The sequence below is a fragment of the Thalassospira povalilytica genome (assembly GCF_002844235.1).
Taxonomy (GTDB): domain Bacteria; phylum Pseudomonadota; class Alphaproteobacteria; order Rhodospirillales; family Thalassospiraceae; genus Thalassospira; species Thalassospira povalilytica.
In genome coordinates, this window is the sequence record NZ_PGTS01000009.1 from 1 (window position 1) to 18,517 (window position 18,517).

Consider the following 18,517-nt stretch of genomic DNA (forward strand, 5'->3'; position numbering starts at 1 on the left):
CCGACAACGGTCAGCAGTTGGCAAACAGCATCGAGTTCCAGGTTGGTGGCGGTAACACCGCAAACGACCGCCTGTCGATCAACCTGACATCTGTTGACTCCGGATCTCTTGGAACCGGCGTTGGTGGCACTGAAACAGCTCTGAATGCCGCAACTGTTGACATTGCAACTGCTGCTGCTGCCCAGAACACTGTTGAAGTTGTTACCCGTGCGATTGACGACTTGCAGCGCGCACGTGCTGCGGTTGGTACCTCGCAGAACCGTCTGGACTTTGCTGGTCAGAACCTTGCTTCCACGCAGGAAAACACTGAATCGGCACGCTCCACCCTGCTTGACCTTGACGTGGCTGCGGAAATGACCGCTTTCACCTCCAAGCAGATCCTGGTTCAGTCCGGTGTGGCCATGCTCGCACAGGCAAACCAGATGCCGCAGAACCTGCTGCGTCTGCTCCAGTAATCCTGGCGACCTGAAAATTCACGAAAAGGCGGCCTGTTGGCCGCCTTTTTTTATTTCGTGGTGACCAACACCACCTTCTGGCCTTGGCGCGCATGAGCTCCGCAAGGGATGACTACAGCTCCTAGCTCCTAGCGCCCCGTTGAACACCATCACCGAAGACGACACAGCCCTGCTGCTTGCCGCGAAATTGTAAACCGACTGCAACCACACGACACAGTACCCACAACCAGAACAGCCACAAGCATACCTATACGAATGACAGCTATCGCATTGCAGCATACCAGAATCCGAGTAAAGCCAAACCGGATTCGCCTTGAAATCTGCGGATTTGGCAACAGGACAATATTTTTCCGCCCACTAACCTTTTGTTTTTTATGATTAACTACAGATTAATTTTTTCACTGGACAGGCAACTAACCTAAAAGTATATTTCATCTTACCTGTAGTTTCGCTTTTGTTGCCATGTAGAACAGCAAAAGCAGTTCTGGCAAATGTGCCGGATACGAACAGCAAGATGTTGTTCAGAGCTGTCCAAGTAGGAGATGCGTCATGGCTCTTAATATTATTTCGAACTATGCTGCGAACGTAGCACACCGTAACCTTTCGGCTTCTGACACGATGGCGACCCGTTCGCTGTCGAAATTGTCGTCCGGTACGCGTGTGGTTTCCGCGCGCGATGACGCAGCTTCCATGGCCATCGGCGCCCGCTTGAATGCGACGACCGAGGCCCTTAAAACCGCTTCTGTAAACGTTGGCCAGGCCAACTCGATGCTCCAGATCGCCGATGGCGGCATGGCAACCATCGATAACATCCTTGTGCGTATGAAAACGCTGGCTGTTCAGGCATCCTCTGGCAACCTTTCCGACACCGAGCGCGGTTTCCTGAACGATGAATTTGTTCAGTTGCGTGAAGAAATCGACCGTATCGCGTCATCGACCAACTTTAACGGCATCCAGCTGCTGGGTGACGGTGGCGATGTGGCGTTTGAGTTCGGTGATCTGGCAGCCGGCCAGCAAGGTCAGGCCCTCGTCCCCGTGAACGGTTTTGACAATTTTGCCATCACCGACAACAATTACTGGGCGACTGATGCCAATACCAACACAGTCACTGACAACAGTTTTGAAGTGAATATAAATTACGGCGTAGGCGACCAGGTCATCATGACCGTCACCAGCCTTATTGATGGCGCTGCTGATCGTACGCAATCAATTGATATCACGGACTTCAGAACAGGCGGGACGACTGCAATTGCCGCCGGCGAAAATGCGACGCTTAATTTTGACGAACTGGGTCTGACTTTCACAGTCAACACCAACTTCTCGACGTCTGTTGCTGCTATTCGCGCTGACAATACCGGCGCATCCGACTTTGGCACCGATACAACCTTTGGCGCGAGCGGCATCAACTCCGCAACCGGCAATATCGTATCCATGGCGGCCGATAACGGTCAGCAGCTTCAGAGCTCCATCGAATTCCAGGTTGGTGGTGGAAATACCGCAAATGACCGTCTTTCGATCACCCTGAATGCGGTTGATTCCGATACGCTGGGTGCCGGTGCGCTGGGAACCCAGACATCGTTGCAGGACCTTGGCGCGACCGCGATCAGCACCGCGGCCAATGCGCAGTCTTCGGTTGAAGTTGTCACCCGCGCGATTGACGATCTGCAGCGCGCACGTGCAGCCGTGGGTACATCCCAGAACCGTCTGGACTTTGCGGGACAGAACCTTGCAACCACGCAGGAAAATACTGAATCTGCGCGTTCGACCCTGCTTGACCTTGATGTTGCGGCCGAGATGACCGCCTTCACCTCCAAGCAGATCCTTGTTCAGTCCGGTGTAGCAATGCTTGCACAGGCAAACCAGATGCCGCAGAATTTGCTGCGTCTGTTGCAGTAAGCACGCTGTCTCACTTGGGCACGTCCATGTTGGATTGCCTTTGTAATTCAACAAGACATCCTGCTGTCACAGGATGGCGGCTTAGGAGCTTAGGAAAATGGAAGTTGTAAACAACAGTTATAGTTCACCAGGTTCAGCGGGCAGCAGTTACGCTGCTGCGTCGCCTGCACCTGCCCCGAAAATCGACACGACCGCGGCAAGCACTGCTGCGAAGTCGGCAGAAAAGCAGTCTGCTGTTCCCAAAGAATTGCAGGACGCGCTGGCAAGTCTTGATCTGCCTGATGTCGCTGACGGATCGGCACGTGTCGAGCTGAACTTTAACCAGGACACCGGTCGTGTTGTCGCAAAGGTTACCGATCGCGTAAGCGGCGATGTCCTGCGTGAAATCCCGTCCAAAGAGTTGCAGCAACTGTTTTCCCAGATGCGCGAATATCTTGGCAGCTTCGTGGACGAAGAAATTTAACGGGACCAGCGGGCACATCAGGCACGGTTTTTGCAGACATTTCGGACAGATACGTCCGCACATAGGCAAAATCGACCGGGCGCGCCCAAGGAGCTAAACCAATGAGCAGCTTGAATTTAAATAACATCTATGTTGGCGATAACGGCCGCGTCCAGTTGTCTGGCGGCTCATCCAACATCGATTTCGTCGACACCGTCGACCAGATGATTGCTGCCCGTCGTATTCCTGCGGACAATCTTGAAAAACGCATCGAAGCCAACGACGAAAAAATTGCCGCCCTGAAAGAGCTGCAAACCCTTGTTGGTACGCTCAAGGATTCCATGGCGAACCTTTATGGTGCGACCAGTTTCGACAAATCGAAGAACATCTTCGAAGCAAAACAGATTTTCGCCGCCTCAAACGGCAGCGACGCCGGCTCCCTGATGGGGGTTACCGCGACCAATGCTGCGGCGACCGGAAGCTATAAGTTCGAAATCGTCGATGTCGCAAGCAAGCACAAACTGTCCAGTGACACCCAGGCCGTCGCGGCAAGCGCAGACGTCACCGGTCTTACCGGCACCGGCAGCTTCACCGTTACCGGTGGCGTGGGCAGTTCGTCGATCACGGTTTCGGCTGGCGATACGCTGCAGGATATTCGCGACAAGATCAACAACGTCAAGGACACCACCGGCGTTCAGGCGTCTGTTATCAAGGTTTCGGCGACTGAAAGCACGATCATCTTCACCTCGACCGAAGAAGGCGTTGATAACCGGATGTCCTTTAGTGACGATACCGGTAACGTCCTGCAAAGTCTGGGTGTTCTGACCGATCCGACCACGATCAACGCCGCCAATGTGATTGACGATGGCAATAATGCCTCCATCACGCTTGACGGCATTACCGTTACCCGTGGCACCAACGAATTTTCCGATCTGATCGATGGCCTGACCATCAGCCTTTATGATGCCGAACCGGGCACCGAAATCACGATCGAGATCGAACAGGACCTGAACCAGGCGAAAACGGCAATCCTTGACTTTGTTGATGCCTATAACGCGGTTCAGACCTTTATCAACGAAAAGACCTTTGTCGATCCGACCACCGGCGAAGCATCCGAAGACGCGATTCTGCTTGGCAATACGTCTGTCAAAAGCATTGAGTCCGCCCTTCAGCAGATTGCCGGTTCCTTTGCCAATGGTGTAACCGACCGTGCAGGCAAGGATGACTATTCGGTGCTGGCTGAAATCGGTCTGGATTTCGTCGCCTATGGCTCGAACGAGGACCCGCTTGTTAGCAAAACCATCGAAGTCGATGAAGCAGCTCTGAATGCGGCCCTGCTTAATGAGCCCGATGAGGTGATGGAACTGTTCCTGTTCCGCGGGAAATCGAACAATTCCGACGTCACCATGACCGGCTTTAGCAACAAGACCAATGCCGCGACCTATGATTTCAACATCAATGCGTCCGGCGGTGCCATCACCAGTGTGACCTATGACATCACGGTTGATGGCGTGACCACGACGGGCAAAAACGCCGTTGTGACCGGGAACAGCATTCGTACAGCCGATGGTCTTCGCCTGATTTATGGTGGCGATGGTCTGGCAAACGACACGGCCACTGTGACCACATCTGTTGGTATTGGTGCGCAGTTCTATTTTGAACTCGACTCAATCCTGGATGATGAAAACGGCACATTGACCCAGGCAATTTCGGATCTCGAAACGCAAAACACGTCCTATGACGAAAAAGTTGAGCGGATCGACGACCGCCTTTCCCGACAGCGAGAAGTCCTGATGGATCAGTTCATTGCGATGGAATCTGCCCTCGCACGGATGAAGAACATTCAGAGCTCTCTCGACGAATTGATGGCTGCAGGTAAAGATAGTAGTTAACTTTTCCATGCCATACATGCACACTAAAGAGACGCGTCGCATACCAAGGAGTGTCGCATGAATGAACACGCCGCCCAAACGTACAAGCACCAGCAGGTCAATACAGCTTCACCCGCCAAGATGGTGTATATGCTGTTCGAAAAGACCCTGTCGCGCTTGCAAGAGGCAAAGAACGCGATTGAGCGCAACGACATTCAGGGGCGCTGCAACGCGAATTGCAGCGCACAGGAACTGATTGCCCATCTTTCAAACACGCTGGATATGGAACAGGGTGGCGAAATCGCCGCCAATCTGGAGCGCCTTTATGCGCATTGCCTGATCCGCTTGATGGATGTTGATCGCAAGAATGACCCGGCACCTGCCGATGAAGTCGCCCGTCTTCTGACACCGCTTCGTGATTCGTGGGCTGCCTTGGCTGAAAAAAGCGAAGGCGAACTGCGTCAGGCCATCATGATTGCCCAGCAAGACCGCCCGGCACCCGCCGCATCCGAACAGATCGAAGCACCGGATACGGCATCGGGCACCGAAGAAGCCCCGGCACCGGCAAAATCGGGCCTGTCAATTTCGGCCTGATCCGCAAAGCGGAAACGAATTTGGTCATTTGACCCGCATAAAGGCCCCGACATATTTGTCGGGGCCTTTTGCATGTCTGAGCCATGCCATTCGTTGCGGCCTTCCCGAAACAGGATCATTTTTGCCCGGTTCCGGGGGATAGACAGGTCGGGCAAAAATTTCCCCTGTCGGCAACAGCCCGCTAAGGCGCTGAAATTCTATACAATTTGTTAACACCTGAAACTGGCCCGGCGCTTGCAAATGTTCTGACACTGTTTCCAAAAGGACCAAGGTCATGAACAGCTCTGCGATTACAAACAGCACTATGCCAACCATCTCCATTCCGGGCTCAACCGCCAATGAAAGTGCGGGTTCGGGCTTTGGCGATGTCATGGCATCGATCACGGAAAACTGGTCGGAGCGCAAAAGCCAGATCAAATATGACACGGCAAAATCTGCCCAGAGCACCTGGGACGATAGCCGCGCAGACAGGCATGCCGATCGCGGCGTTGAAAATGACGATGCCAAAAGCGCATCACGTTCCGATGACAAACGCGATGATGAACCGATGCGCGCAGAGCGCAATGACCGCGACGATCATGGCAAAACCGATGACCGCAAGGCCGATGACAATCGCGATGTCGATACCGGCAGCCGCGATGCCGACCGCGCTGAGGATCAAACCCAAAGCGCAGATAGCGATCAGCCTTCTGACGAAAATGTCGCGGCCTCTGATGATGATGGCGCACCGTCGGAAGATGGAAAATCTGCCGCTGGCGATAAAGAAACTGCCGAAGGTGACGACACCCAGGTCGAGCTTGCCGTAACCGATCCCAATCAGCCTGCCCAGACCGTCCCGCTTCCGGGATCCCAGCAGGCGATTGATCTGGCCAAAGCACAGGCCGCCGCATCGCAATCAATCAATGCAAATGCCGGCACCAACGGCCAGAACGGCACACCGGCAAACGGTCAGGTCAATCCGGGAATGGCCGCCAATGCCGCTGCCAGCGATGGCACGACCGACGGTCTGATGAGTTCAACAGCACTCTCGCAGCCCGCCGCCGCTTCATCGGCAAAAATGGCGATGAATGGCGTGGATACGACCGCCGGTGATGATGTCTCGTCTGATAAATTCCTGTCGCGCATTGTTGATGCAATGAGCGCCGATGGCAAAGCCAAAACCGACGCAACAGGCATCACCAACGCAACGGTCAACGGCCAGTCGGCAAACGCCAATGGCGCACAGTCAACCGCAACCAACCCGGCACAAACCGCCCAGGCAGCCCAGCAAGCCATGGCTGCAGCAGCCGGTGCCCAGAACATGCAAAATGCAGCTGGCAGCTCGCAGGCACAGGCTAATGCCGCTGCAAATGGCACGGTAACAGCAACCGGCGCAAGCGAAGCAACCGCCCAAACCGCGCCGGGACAGCTTAATAGCACCAACAGCCTGCATCAGACCAATACCGGTGGCCAAACCGCACAGACCGCGCGTCAGGCCCCCGCCCAGCAGGTCCAGCAGCAGGTTGCCGTGTCGATCAAAAACGCCGCCAGTGACGGTGTTGATAAAATTTCGGTCCAGCTTCGCCCCGAACATCTTGGGCGGGTGGATGTGAAAATGGAGATCGGCCACGATGGCCGTATCCAGGGTGTCATTCAGGCAGATACACGCGAAACACTGGACATGTTGCGCCAGGATTCCCGTGCATTGCAGCAGGCTCTTAAGGATGCCGGCCTGAATGCAGACAGTCAGAGCTTCACCTTTGAACACAGAGATCAAGGTGGCCGGGGTCAGGAAGGCCAGAGCCAATCTCGGATGACCGCCAACCAGGGCAGCAGCCCGGGCGATGGCGACATCCTGAGCGGAGCCGAACTCGCCGAACATGTTGGCATTGGCTATGGGATCAATCCCAACGGCCTTGTCGATATTCGGATCTAGGAAAGGTAGAGGGAACTTCCCATGGCCATTTCATCCCTAACCAACGTTGGTCTGTCCCAAAGCGATACCAACGCCGCGTCCAGCAGCTCGGCAAGCCAGCTTGCGCAGAACTTTGATACGTTTCTGACGCTTCTGACCACCCAGCTCAAGAACCAGGACCCGACCTCGCCGATGGAAAGTGATAAATTCACCGACCAGCTGAGCCAGTTCGCCCAGGTTGAACAGGGTATCCAGAGCAACAAGAACCTCGAAGACCTGATTGCGATGCAAAGTCAGCAGCGTCAGCTTTCTGCCCTGTCCTATGTCGGGGCCGAGATCGAAGCCGTTGGTGATACCAACTGGCTCGAAGAAGGCGGCGAGCTGAAATACAAATACAACGTTTCGCCCGAAGTTCCGCGTCTGCAACTGCAGATTCAGGATCAGAGCGGCAAAACCATCTATTCCGAAGAACTTACCGATGTGTCCGGCCTGCAGTCCTTTACCTGGGACGGTAAAAACAATAGCGGCGTCGAACAGGCAGCCGGGGCCTATACCCTGGTTCTCAAGCCGATGGCCGCAAACGGCGACACATTCCAGACTGACAAAGGCAAACCTGCATCTGTTGCCATTGGCATCATCGGGTCTGTCGATAGTGTCGATATCGACGATAGCGACATCTATCTCCGCATTGGTGACGTCTCTGTACCGTTCTCCACCCTTACCAACGTCAAGCTGGGTGCGAGCTCTACAGATACGAACACTGGCGGCAATGATACCGGAAGTGACGAACAGGACGAAGCAGCCTGAGGGCTTTCTTCCGATTTTGATCAACACCCTGTAAGTGCAGGAGAAGAAAAATGAGCCTTTTTGGTGCAATGATTTCCGGTGTATCCGGCCTGAACGCGCAGTCGCAGAACCTGGGCGTCATTTCGGACAACATCTCGAACCTTAATACCATCGGGTACAAGGGTACGGTTGGTCGTTTTTCGACCCTGGTGACGGAATCCGCCACCAACACCCGTTACACCCCGGGCGGTGTCTTGTTCCACCCGACTGCCCTGATCAGCAAGCAGGGCTTGCTTCAGGCAACGTCATCGACCACGGCGGCCGCAATTTCAGGCGACGGTTTCTTTATCGTCCGCGACAATGCGAACCCGGGCACGAATGACGAACTGTTCTTTACCCGCGCCGGTGACTTCAAGCCTGATGATGACGGCTATCTGCGCAATACGGCGGGCTACTATGTTCAGGGTTGGGCAACCGACCGTGAAGGTACGCTTCTTGATGCAAATGGTAACACCACGACATCAAACAGCTCGGCTGTTACCGACCTTCAGGTTCTCGACATCAACTCGATCCTGACGGCTGCGGCTTCGACGACGTCGATCGAGTTCGGCGCAAACCTTAACGCTGACGAAACCGCTGTGACAGGTGGCACCGCCACCTCGACCACGACCGGTATCGACTATGACACCACCGACCTGACCACCCTTGCCGGTATCAACAACGGTGACCAGTTCAGCATCACCCATAACGGTACGACAACCAACATCACGATCAGTACCGGTGACACGCTTGAAGATCTGGCCGCTGCCATCAGTGCTGTGACCGGGATTAATGCGACAACCACCACAACCGGCACCAACGATACCCTGACCCTGACTGCGGCCTTTGCCGATCAGGGCGTGACCTTTGCCAACGTGACCGGCACGCCATTCAGTGCAACCGGCATCACGGTTCCGGGTGTGCCGGGCACCCTGGCACCGACCTATGTTGCTGGTAACCTTGCAACCGGCACGGTTGCCGAAGACAACACTATGCCTGTCACGATTTATGACTCGCTGGGTTCGGCCCATACGGTCAACCTTCAGGTCGTGAAACTTGGTCAGAACCGCTGGGGCTTTGAGCTGACCGGCAACACCACAGCTGGTGAACTCGACGCGACAGATCACCCGAACGGTCTTATTCAGGCCGGTATCATCACCTTTGACGGGTCGGGCAACCTTCAGACCTTTACCGGTGTTGCAGCAACCATCGGCGGTGTAACTGTCGGCACGACCGGTGACCTTGACGATGCCGATATTTCTGCGGAATGGACCAATGGTGCCGATGACAGTACCTTCAGCCTTGATTTCGGGACCATCGGCCTTGGTAACGGTATCACGCAGTTCGCTGCCGGTGCCGATGCAAACGGTAACCTTGTCAATTACACCACCCACTTCATCAACCAGAACGGCGCACAGGCCGGGACCATGGTGAACTACGCCCTGACCGAAGAAGGCTTCCTGCAAGTCGAATTCGCCAACGGTGTGAAACGCCCGGTCTACAAGCTGGCAATCGCCACCTTCGAGGCCCCCGATGAAATGGAAAACCACACTGGTAACGTTTATCGCCAGACGCGTGAATCGGGTGACTATCTGCTGCGTGAACCGGGCCTGAACGGTGCGGGTAACGTTGTGGCATCCGCCCTTGAAGGGTCGAACGTCGATCTCGGTGAAGAATTCACCAACATGATCGTGACCCAGCGTGCCTTCTCGGCGAACACCAAGACGATTACCACGACCGATGAAATGCTCGACGAGCTGATCCGGATCAAACGGTAATTGATATCTGTTGCAGGGCGTTAGCCCGCCCTGCGATGTTCTGCTTTTACAGGGACTCGCCCGGCACTTGTGCCGGGCTTCTTTTTGGCACAATGACTCACTACATTAAACGAAGGCCAAACCGGTCAACAAAGATACAAATGATTCAAATCACTGGTGAATTTGAATCACGCAACTGGGCAAAAATTGCCGGTTGTTAACCTGTTCTTCAGCATGGAGAACTATTCGTTGTTGATGCTGGTCGAATTCCGTATGGACCGACCCGCATCGGGGACAGTGGTTAAATTTGGTTTCGGAGCAGTCGAACGTGGGCGGCTTGTTGCAAACACTCAAGAGTCTTGGACCTACACGCCTGATGGCCATCAGCGGCGTGGGTGTGTTGCTGCTTGTATTCTTTGCCTTCCTGATTTTGCGTGTATCCGCGCCGAATATGGAACTGCTCTATCGCGATCTGTCACCGGCTGATGCCAGCCAGATCGTCAACCGTCTCGAAGACCAGCAAGTCCAGTATCAGCTTCTGAATGGCGGTACGGAAATTCTGGTTCCCGCCGATCAGGTCAACCGCATGCGCCTGAGCATGGCCGAAAGCGGCCTGCCCGCCGGCGGTTCTGTCGGCTATGAAGTTTTTGACAATTCCGACGGTTTTGGTGCCACCAGCTTTGAGCAGAACATCAACCATGTTCGTGCCCTGGAAGGCGAACTGGCCCGTACCATCGCATCGATCCAGTCGATCCAGCAGGCGCGTGTGCATCTTGTTCTGCCAAAACGTCAGATGTTTTCGCGCGAAACCCAGGAAGCCAGCGCATCGATCGCAGTCAAGATGTCCGGTGGTGAACTCAAACCCGAACAGGTTGTCGCCATCCAGCATCTGGTCGCGGCCGCCGTTCCGCAGTTGCAGCCAAGCAAGGTGTCGATCATCGACGAACGTGGCCGGCTTCTGGCGCGCGGCGATGGCGAACAGCAATCATCGACCTTCCTGACCCAGACGGCCGATGAAATGCGCATCCGCACCGAAAGCCGCCTGCGCAATACGATCGAAGATCTGCTGTCACGGTCGCTTGGATATGGCGAAGTGCGTGCCGAAGTTTCCGTTGAAATGGACTTCAACAAGGTCACCACTGCCGATGAACGGTTCAACCCGGATGAACGTGTGATCCGTTCAAGCCAGACGATCGAAGAAAACTCGACCAATTCCGAGACCGAAGGCACCGATCCGGTGACCCTGCAAAATAACCTGCCCGATCCCAACCTTGGCGGGGCCAACGGTGCCGGTGCCCAAAGTCAGGAAAGCCGGTCCGAGGAAACCGTAAATTACGAAATTTCCAAAACCACGACGACCCAGGTCAAGGAAATCGGCGAAATTTCACGCGTTACTGTCGCAGTCCTTGTCGACGGGACCTATACCACCGACGAGAATGGCGAACGTCAGTATCAGGAACGCTCCCCCGAGGATCTCGAAAAGATCGCGGCCCTTGTGCGCAGCGCCATCGGCTATGACCCGCAGCGCAGCGACCAGGTCGAAGTCATCAACATGCAGTTCGCCGATGCCGGTGATCTGTTCCCGGATGAAGAAATCGAGACCTTCCTTGGTCTGGACAAAGCCGAGATCTTCCGCATTGCTGAAATGCTGGTTCTGGCCATTGTCGCCATCCTGGTCATCCTGCTGGTGGTTCGCCCGCTTCTGACCCGTGCGTTTGAAACCCTGCCAAGTGCAGCGGACATGGCCCAGCGTCAGCTTCTGGCAGATGACATGACCGCCGAAGGCACGCCGGCCCTTGAAGGACCGGCACCGGTTCCGATGGCCCCGGGCATGGATGACGGCGAGGAACTGATCAACCTGTCGCAGGTCGAAGGCCGCGTTAAGGCATCCTCGGTCAAGAAAATCGGCGAGATCGTGGAAAAGCATCCGGAAGAAGCTCTTTCGATCATTCGCAACTGGCTGTATCAGGAAAATTGATGTTCCAATCAGTCGACGGCTCACTGGCAGCCCTTTGGCTGCCTTCCTTTTGTCGCTCAAGGCGGTTTAACAGTTCGATATGACGGCCATTGAAAAGTTCACTTTTGCCCTAAGCTTCGACGACGCAGACAACGTGATCCGTTCTGCCGGCGATGATGATGAGCATTACGAGCTGGGCAAAAAGAAGAAAAAGAAAAAAGACGACACGCCACCACCGCCCCCGGCCGTCTATACCGAAGAACAAGCCGCCCAGATGGTTGCCGAGGCCGAACAGAAAGGCCACGAGCAAGGCTATGCCGAAGGTCACGCCAAGGGGCTTGAACAAGGCTATCAGGAAGTCATGGCGTCGGTCGAAAAGGCCATCGGCGATGTTGAATCCGTGATTGCCGAAAAGCTGGGCCAGATCGACGAACAGCAAAAACGCGCCAATGCCAAAATCAACGAAGACGCCATTCACGTTGCGCTTGGGGTCATTCGCAAACTGGCTCCGGCCTGGTCAAAGCAATATCAGCTTGTCGAAATCGAAGACATCATTCGCCAATGTCTGGCCAATCTGTTTGACGCCCCGAAAGTGATGATCAAGGTCAATCCGGAGCTTGAAACCCAGTTGGTCGAAGTTGCCCATCGCATTGCGGAATCGCGCGGCTTTTCCGGCAAGGTCGTCGTTGTTGGCGAACCCGATGTCGCGGTTGGTGATTGCATGGTGTCGTGGGGCGACGGTACGGCTGTGCGTGACAGTGCACGCGTCTGGTCTGAAATCAATGGCATTATTGAAAATGCCCTGACCCTGCATGCCAGTGAACACGACCTGCCCGAAAGCGATATGGGTGACCCGGAAATTCAGGCCACACCCGCGCCGGAAAAACCGGCATCCCAAAACGTGCAGTCCGCACCAGATCAGGCGGCGACACCAACGCAAGCACAAACGCCTGAACAGACATCTGGACAAACGCCGGCATCTGCAGCGCCGGAACAGGCAGCAGCGGCAGAACAGCCTGCGACCGCTCCGGCTAGCCAGCCTTCGCAGCCTGCGGCAAGCGCACCTGCGGCACCTGCGCCACAACCAGCACCGCAATCCGCCAATCCGGGCCAACCGGCAAATCCGGGGGCACAGGCAACACAATCAAACAGTGCGCCCGCATCGCCCCAACCGGGCCCGGCTGCCACGCCAGCACCAACCCCGGCGCAGCCCGCCCCGCCCCAGGCGTCTGGCAATGCGAAACCCGATATGGCAGCCGTGAATGCCGGTCCTGCACAAAATAGTGCAACAGGCCAAAACACCGCGCCCAAAGAAGGCGATGGCACCGACGCGCGGAATGTGCAAACATCGACAGATAATGCCATGCCGAAACCTGACAACGTACTGGAAAACCCAGCAGATCAGGCAAAAGCACCCGCACCTGGTACCCAACCGGCATCAGGACCCGCGGGCGAGACAAAAAACAACGAAGGGCAACCCACAACCGGACCGCAGGGCACTGGGGACACGACCGCCATGCAATCCGGACCGCAGGCCGCGCCACAGGCATCTCAGGGGCAGAACCAACCGCCTCGAAATGCTGCAACAGAACCGGCTGCGACGCCGACCGACGCCGAGAAGCAGGCTGCTGTGAAGCAACCGACCAAAGACGCAGGAGACGAAAATGGCTGATGATGACGATCTCGAACTCTCGGAACTCGACGACGATCATATCGAGTTGGAGGGCGAAGGTACCGAACTTCTTGCCGCTGCCGAAGCCGGAAGCGAGCAAATGAAGACATCCAAGGACCTTGAAGCCGTCTATGACATTCCCGTCCAGGTTTCTGCCGTCCTTGGAAAAGCAACCATGCAGGTCAGTCAGTTGCTGAAACTTGGTCGTGGTGCTGTCGTAGAGCTTGACCGCAAAGTTGGTGAAGCTATTGATATCTATGTGAACAACCGTCTGGTCGCACGTGGCGAAGTGGTGGTTGTGGAAGATCGTCTTGGTGTGACCATGACGGAAATCATCAAATCTGAGAAAAGCTAACGTAAGAGAGGATCTGCGACTATGGCCGAAGGGGGGACTAAAACGTCGTTTGACATTGCGACAGTCGGGGGACTGATCATCGGTTTTGCGCTGGTGATTGCCGCGATTATTTTCGGCGGCTCGCCGGGTGCCTTTATCGATATCCCTTCTGTGCTGATTGTTATCGGCGGTACGGCTGCGATCACCGCGGTCAGTTTTGCACTGGGCGAGTTTCTTGGCTCGGGCAAGATCCTGATGCGGACGATTTTCCATAAGTCGCGCAATCCTGCGGATGCGGCGCTGCAAATCCTGCAGCTGGCCGAAATCGCCCGTAAAGGTGGCGTGCTTTCCCTTCAGGGGCATCTCGACAGTCTGCAAAGCGAAGAATATCTGTGGAAAGGCCTGTCGCTGGTAGTTGACGGCACGCCGGCCGAAGAAGTCGAAGCGATCATGCGCAAAGACATGAACGCTACCATCGGCCGCCACCAGAAAGGTGCGAACATCATGAAAAAGGCCGGTGACGTTGCCCCGGCCATGGGCCTGATCGGGACGCTGATCGGTCTGGTGCAGATGCTTGGCAACCTTGATGATCCGTCGTCAATTGGTCCGTCCATGGCGGTTGCGCTTCTGACGACCTTCTATGGCGCGGTTCTGGCCAACATGGTGTTCATGCCGCTTGCCGGTAAACTTGAACGTAACTCGAGCGACGAAGAACTTCTGAATTCGGTCTACATGGTCGGCGCTGTTTCCATCGGCCGTCAGGAAAACCCGCGCCGCCTGGAAATGCTGATCAACTCGATCCTGCCGCCGTCAAAACGCGTTAGCTATTTCGATTGATCTGAAACGTGAATATTCCGGCCCCGAAAACCGTCCATATGGGCAGGTCGCCGGGGCCATCTGGAAATGATCGGAAAGAGATGAGACTATGCAGGTACTGATCGTTGGTGGACTGGGCGGACAGATAGGCGCAGCCAGCAAGATCGCAATGGCGCGCGGCGCATCGGTCCAGTTGGCCGAAAGCGTCACGACTGCGCTTAATATCCTGCGGGCAGGCAACCGCATTGATCTGGTGATGGCCGATATCGCCCTTGATGTGGCTGCCCTGATCGATGCGATCAGCAAGGAACGCATCAATGTTCCGGTGGTTGCGTGCGGCATTGGCAATGACGTCAATGGTGCGGTCAATGCGATCAAGGCCGGTGCCCAGGAATTCATCCCCCTTCCGCCCGAAGCAGACCTGATTGCGGCCATCTTCGAAGCTGTGACCGAAGAAAGCCACGCGCTGATCCATCGCGATGCGCGCATGGCCGAAACGCTGCGTCTGGCATCCCAGGTTGCCAACAGTTCGGCCTCGATCCTGATTACGGGGGAAAGCGGCACGGGCAAGGAAATCATTTCACGCTACGTCCATCGCAAATCAAACCGTTCGGACAAGCCGTTTGTTGCGGTCAACTGTGCTGCCATCCCTGATAACCTTCTTGAATCCGAATTGTTCGGTCATGAAAAAGGGGCCTTTACCGGCGCACAGGCCCGGCGTATCGGAAAGTTTGAAGAAGCCAATGGCGGGACCCTTTTGCTTGATGAAATCAGCGAAATGGATGTCCGTCTTCAGGCCAAGCTTCTGCGTGCGATCCAGGAAAAGGAAATCGACCGTCTGGGTGGCAAAACCCCGGTCAAGGTCGATGTCCGAATTCTTGCGACCTCGAACCGCAATCTCGAGGCCGAAGTCAATGCCGGCAACTTCCGCGAAGATTTGTATTTCCGCCTGAATGTCGTCAATCTTGATATTCCGTCCTTGCGCGAACGTCCCGATGACATTCCGGTTCTGGCCGAATTTTTCGTCAAGAAATACTCCGATGCCAATGATGTGCCGATCCGCCCGATCAGCCCGCTGGCCATCCAGCGTCTGCTGTCCCATCACTGGCGCGGCAATGTGCGCGAACTTGAAAACACCATGCACCGTGCCGTTCTGATCGCCGGTCCCGATGAAATCGGGCCCGAGGCAATCATGCTGTCAGGCACCGGCAGCAGCGAACCCGCACGCACCCAGACAAGCCCGGATGCGCAATCGCCCGCACCGGCGGCCCCTGCTTCCCCAACATCCCCGGCATCAGCACGCGCAAGTTCGGCCTATGCCAATGCGAATGCGGCCTATGGGGCGGCGTCATCGGCCTATCAGTCCGGCACACCGGCACCAGCCCAACCAACGCCACAGGCTCCGGTCGAACCGGCACATGCGACACCCGATGAAAATGGGTCCGATGCGAATGATACTGACACAGGCAATGGAAATGGCAATGGCAATGACGGGTCCATAACCGCCGCCCTTGTCGGGCGTACCGTGGCCGATGTTGAACGCGATCTGATCATTGATACCCTGAAACATTGCTTCGGCAACCGTACGCACGCGGCCAATATTCTGGGCATTTCGATCCGCACATTGCGCAACAAATTGCGCCAATATACCGACGAAGGTCTGGCAGTTCCCGCGCCGGGTGACGGCCAGGATTGACGATGACATCCGGCTTTGCGCGCCCCATATCAAGGGGAACCAACAAAAGCGCAAGCGACACAGAGCAACCAACAGGATAACAAGCAAACACCATGGCCGAAGGTCAAGATATCACACCGACTGGTTCTGGCGGCTCTGACGGCCAGGGTGGCGGTGCGTCCGGAGGCATAAATTTCGGCGCCGTGCAGTCGCGTGTTGCATCGGCAATGAAGCGTGGCGATATCGCCATGGCGCTCGGATTTATCATGATCCTTGTGGTCATGATGTTCCCGATGCCGCCATGGCTGCTTGATTTCATGCTGGCATTATCGATCAGTTTTTCCGTGCTGATCCTGATGACGTCGCTGTTCATTCAAAAGCCGCTTGAATTCAACTCGTTCCCGACCATCCTTCTGGTCGCGACATCGCTTCGACTGGCTCTGAACATTGCGACCACACGTCTGATCCTTGGGCATGGTCACGAAGGCACACATGCCGCCGGTGCCGTGATCGAGGCCTTTGGCAGCTTCCTGATTTCGGGCAATTTCGTCATCGGGATCATCGTTTTTGCCATCCTTGTCATCATCAACTTTGTCGTGATCACCAAGGGTTCTGGGCGTATCGCCGAAGTTGCCGCCCGCTTTACCCTTGATGCCATGCCCGGCAAACAGATGGCGATTGACGCCGATCTGTCATCGGGCCTGATCAACGAAGAACAAGCCAAGGCACGCCGCAAGGAACTCGAAGACGAAAGTTCGTTCTTCGGTTCTATGGATGGTGCATCCAAATTCGTTCGTGGTGACGCGGTTGCCGGTATTCTGATCACCTTTATCAACGTGGTTGGCGGCATCATCATCGGTACCGCACAGATGGGCCTGTCACTGGGTCAGGCAACGGAAACCTATACCATCCTGACGGTGGGTGACGGTCTGGTATCACAGATCCCCGCCCTGATCGTCTCGACCGCGGCCGGTCTTCTGGTCACCAAGGGCGGCCTTGATGGCGCAACCGAAAAGGCCGTCTTTGGCCAGGTCAGTAACTACCCTGCTGCCCTTGGCGTTGCCGCCGCCCTGATGGCGGGCATGTCGCTTTTGCCGGGTATTCCGATGGTCTGGTTCCTTGGTCTGGCGGTCGGCCTTGGCTATCTGGCCTATTACATGGGCAAACGCCAAAAGGCCGCCGTCGTCCAAGAACAGATGAAAGAAAGCCAGGCCGCCGCAGAAGCCGCCGCCCCACCGCCCGAAGAGCCGATCGCCAATGCGCTTCGCATGGATTATGTGCGGCTTGAACTGGGCTATGGCCTGCTGTCGCTGATCAGTACCGAACGCGGTCAGAAACTGACCGACCAGATCAAGGCCCTGCGCCGTCAGCTTGCCGGTGACATGGGCTTTGTCATGCCCTCGGTCCGTATTCAGGACAATATGCAGCTTCCGGCCAATACCTATGTGCTGCGCGTCAAGGAGATCGAGGCCGGCCGTGGTGATTTGCGCCCGAACATGTTGCTGGTGATGGACCCGCGCGGCGAGGAAATCACCCTGTCGGGCGAAAAGACCATGGAGCCGACCTTTAACCTGCCGGCCATGTGGATCGAACAGGGCATGAAGGAAGAAGCCATGTTCCGCGGCTATACCGTGGTTGACCCGCAAACCGTGATCACGACCCACATTACCGAAGTGATCAAGGACCACATGCCCGAATTGCTGTCTTATGCGGAAACGCAAAAGCTGCTTGATGAACTTGATGAAGACCAGAAGAAACTGGTCGAAGACATCGTTCCGGGTCAGGTATCGGTTGGTGGTGTTCAGCGCGTGCTTCAGAACCTGTTGACCGAACGCGTTTCGATCCGCGATCTGCCGACCATTCTGGAAGGGATTGCGGAATCCACCGCCTTTACCCGTAACCCGACCTTCATGACCGAACATGTGCGTTCGCGCCTTGCGCGCCAACTGTCGGATGTGAACACCAATCAGGATGGCGTCATTCCGCTGGTGACCATGTCACCGCAATGGGAACAGATCTTTGCCGAAAGCCTTGTCGGTTCCGGCGAGGAAAAGCAGCTTTCCATTCCGCCAAGCCAGCTTCAGGAATTTATCAACAAGGTCCGCACCACGTTTGAACGGCTGGGTATGATGGGGGAATCACCGGTTCTTTTGACCAGTCCGGGCATTCGCCCTTATGTGCGCTCGATCGTTGAACGGTTCCGCCCAAGCACCGTGGTGATGTCGCAGAACGAAATTCATCCCAAGGCACAATTAAAAACATTGGGGCAGGTCTGATGATCAACAACATCATGACCACCGGCATTGTGGTCAGGGAAATGACAGGGGGG

The 18,517-nt window shown here is 55.8% G+C and carries 14 protein-coding genes; all 14 read left to right on the plus strand.

Annotated features, from left to right (window positions below; all coding sequences use genetic code 11):
* A partial coding sequence (locus CU041_RS18975; RefSeq protein WP_267893504.1) for a flagellin occupies positions 1-455 on the plus strand: 455 nt, incomplete at its 5' end.
* Positions 456-1,004: 549 nt separating this feature from the next.
* Positions 1,005-2,351, plus strand: a complete 1,347-nt coding sequence (locus CU041_RS18980; RefSeq protein ID WP_101248077.1) for a flagellin N-terminal helical domain-containing protein — start codon at positions 1,005-1,007, stop codon at positions 2,349-2,351.
* 97 nt (positions 2,352-2,448) lie between these two features.
* Positions 2,449-2,814, plus strand: coding sequence for a flagellar protein FlaG (locus tag CU041_RS18985; protein WP_068518003.1), 366 nt, complete (start codon positions 2,449-2,451; stop codon positions 2,812-2,814).
* Between the two features lie 101 nt (positions 2,815-2,915).
* Positions 2,916-4,685, plus strand: coding sequence for a flagellar filament capping protein FliD (gene fliD / locus CU041_RS18990; protein ID WP_101248078.1), 1,770 nt, complete (start codon positions 2,916-2,918; stop codon positions 4,683-4,685).
* A gap of 57 nt (positions 4,686-4,742) precedes the next feature.
* Positions 4,743-5,258, plus strand: coding sequence for a flagellar export chaperone FliS (fliS, locus tag CU041_RS18995; RefSeq protein ID WP_101248079.1), 516 nt, complete (start codon positions 4,743-4,745; stop codon positions 5,256-5,258).
* A 274-nt stretch (positions 5,259-5,532) separates the two neighbouring features.
* Entirely contained in the window at positions 5,533-7,173 is a 1,641-nt protein-coding gene (locus tag CU041_RS19000; RefSeq protein ID WP_101248080.1) for a flagellar hook-length control protein FliK, read from the plus strand.
* Positions 7,174-7,194: 21 nt separating this feature from the next.
* On the plus strand, positions 7,195-7,959 hold the full coding sequence (locus CU041_RS19005; protein ID WP_068518008.1) for a flagellar hook assembly protein FlgD: 765 nt from the start codon (positions 7,195-7,197) through the stop codon (positions 7,957-7,959).
* Between the two features lie 50 nt (positions 7,960-8,009).
* On the plus strand, positions 8,010-9,755 hold the full coding sequence (locus CU041_RS19010) for a flagellar hook protein FlgE (RefSeq protein WP_101248081.1): 1,746 nt from the start codon (positions 8,010-8,012) through the stop codon (positions 9,753-9,755).
* A 355-nt stretch (positions 9,756-10,110) separates the two neighbouring features.
* Complete coding sequence (gene fliF / locus CU041_RS19015; protein WP_068518010.1) at positions 10,111-11,712, plus strand: flagellar basal-body MS-ring/collar protein FliF; 1,602 nt, start codon at positions 10,111-10,113, stop codon at positions 11,710-11,712.
* A 79-nt stretch (positions 11,713-11,791) separates the two neighbouring features.
* On the plus strand, positions 11,792-13,363 hold the full coding sequence (locus CU041_RS19020) for a FliH/SctL family protein (RefSeq protein WP_101248082.1): 1,572 nt from the start codon (positions 11,792-11,794) through the stop codon (positions 13,361-13,363).
* The gene (gene fliN / locus CU041_RS19025; protein WP_044827611.1) at positions 13,356-13,718 is read left to right on the plus strand and encodes a flagellar motor switch protein FliN; all 363 of its coding nucleotides are present in this window, start codon (positions 13,356-13,358) and stop codon (positions 13,716-13,718) included. The genes CU041_RS19020 and fliN overlap by 8 nt, the downstream gene beginning before the upstream one ends.
* Positions 13,719-13,739: 21 nt before the next feature.
* Positions 13,740-14,534: a motility protein A gene (locus tag CU041_RS19030; RefSeq protein WP_068518012.1), complete on the plus strand. Its 795-nt coding sequence runs from the start codon at positions 13,740-13,742 to the stop codon at positions 14,532-14,534.
* 88 nt (positions 14,535-14,622) lie between these two features.
* The gene (locus tag CU041_RS19035) at positions 14,623-16,209 is read left to right on the plus strand and encodes a sigma-54-dependent transcriptional regulator (RefSeq protein ID WP_101248083.1); all 1,587 of its coding nucleotides are present in this window, start codon (positions 14,623-14,625) and stop codon (positions 16,207-16,209) included.
* Positions 16,210-16,301: 92 nt separating this feature from the next.
* A complete protein-coding gene (gene flhA / locus CU041_RS19040; protein ID WP_068518014.1) occupies positions 16,302-18,464 on the plus strand; it encodes a flagellar biosynthesis protein FlhA in 2,163 nt (720 codons plus the stop codon).
* Positions 18,465-18,517: the final 53 nt, after the last annotated feature.

Bases quoted from the DNA above. Each gene is read 5' to 3' on its own strand.
- CU041_RS18980 (WP_101248077.1), top strand. From the start codon at position 1,005: ATGGCTCTTAATATTATTTCGAACTATGCTGCGAACGTAGCACACCGT.
- CU041_RS18985 (WP_068518003.1), top strand. From the start codon at position 2,449: ATGGAAGTTGTAAACAACAGTTATAGTTCACCAGGTTCAGCGGGCAGC.
- fliD (WP_101248078.1), top strand. From the start codon at position 2,916: ATGAGCAGCTTGAATTTAAATAACATCTATGTTGGCGATAACGGCCGC.
- fliS (WP_101248079.1), top strand. From the start codon at position 4,743: ATGAATGAACACGCCGCCCAAACGTACAAGCACCAGCAGGTCAATACA.
- CU041_RS19000 (WP_101248080.1), top strand. From the start codon at position 5,533: ATGAACAGCTCTGCGATTACAAACAGCACTATGCCAACCATCTCCATT.
- CU041_RS19005 (WP_068518008.1), top strand. From the start codon at position 7,195: ATGGCCATTTCATCCCTAACCAACGTTGGTCTGTCCCAAAGCGATACC.
- CU041_RS19010 (WP_101248081.1), top strand. From the start codon at position 8,010: ATGAGCCTTTTTGGTGCAATGATTTCCGGTGTATCCGGCCTGAACGCG.
- fliF (WP_068518010.1), top strand. From the start codon at position 10,111: ATGGCCATCAGCGGCGTGGGTGTGTTGCTGCTTGTATTCTTTGCCTTC.
- CU041_RS19020 (WP_101248082.1), top strand. From the start codon at position 11,792: ATGACGGCCATTGAAAAGTTCACTTTTGCCCTAAGCTTCGACGACGCA.
- fliN (WP_044827611.1), top strand. From the start codon at position 13,356: ATGGCTGATGATGACGATCTCGAACTCTCGGAACTCGACGACGATCAT.
- CU041_RS19030 (WP_068518012.1), top strand. From the start codon at position 13,740: ATGGCCGAAGGGGGGACTAAAACGTCGTTTGACATTGCGACAGTCGGG.
- CU041_RS19035 (WP_101248083.1), top strand. From the start codon at position 14,623: ATGCAGGTACTGATCGTTGGTGGACTGGGCGGACAGATAGGCGCAGCC.
- flhA (WP_068518014.1), top strand. From the start codon at position 16,302: ATGGCCGAAGGTCAAGATATCACACCGACTGGTTCTGGCGGCTCTGAC.